Origin of the sequence: Sphingobium cupriresistens (assembly GCF_004152865.1) — a bacterium.
Lineage (GTDB): Bacteria > Pseudomonadota > Alphaproteobacteria > Sphingomonadales > Sphingomonadaceae > Sphingobium > Sphingobium cupriresistens.
The window spans coordinates 1-665 of sequence record NZ_SEOO01000142.1; the positions used below are offsets into that span (position 1 = coordinate 1).

Annotated in this window: 1 protein-coding gene; it reads right to left on the bottom strand. The window is 56.8% G+C overall.

The window, feature by feature from the left end; genetic code table 11:
- Nucleotides 1-31: 31 nt before the first annotated feature.
- Nucleotides 32-592, bottom strand: coding sequence for a recombinase family protein (locus EWH12_RS22020; RefSeq protein WP_011950653.1), 561 nt, complete (start codon nucleotides 590-592; stop codon nucleotides 32-34).
- Nucleotides 593-665 lie beyond the last annotated feature (73 nt).

Here is a 665-nt window from a genome sequence, read left to right on the forward strand (position 1 = left end):
GGGTCGTGCGGCTGAGCGGAACAGGAAAGTGTCATAAGGCACTGTTTGGCTCGATACAGCGATAGATGGTGGCCGGGTGAACGTTGAAGGTCCTTGCGACGGCGCTAATGGACTTACCCTCGAGAACGAGTTGGCGAGCGAGCTCCGCCTGATCTGGGCGCATTTTCTTTGGGCGTCCGAAGCTCACACCGCGCGCCATCGCCGCCTTTCGCCCCTCCTCGGTTCGGCTCAATATGAGAGTCCGCTCGAACTGGGCGATCCCAGCGAATACGGTCATGATCATCACGCCAGACGGGGACGTGGTATCGGCCCAAGGTTCATCAAGCGATTGTAATCCTGCCTGCTTTTCCTTGATGCGTTCCGCGATGTGCAGGAGTTCGATGGTGGATCGCGCCAAACGATCGAGGCGGGCGACGACGAGAACATCGTCTTTGCGCAGGTGACCCATCAGCTTTTCAAGCTCGGGCCGGCCACGAGCGGCCCCCGATATTTTCTCTTCGAACATCATTTCACAGCCCGCCTCCGAGAGCCGACCGCGCTGGATTTCCAAGTTCTGATCCTCGGTGGAAACGCGCGCGTAGCCGAGCTTCATGCGACTGCTCCAGATATTGTGCGAAAGTTACTGCAAAACAATTTTGTTTCGCACATATGTTTTGCGAAGAAAT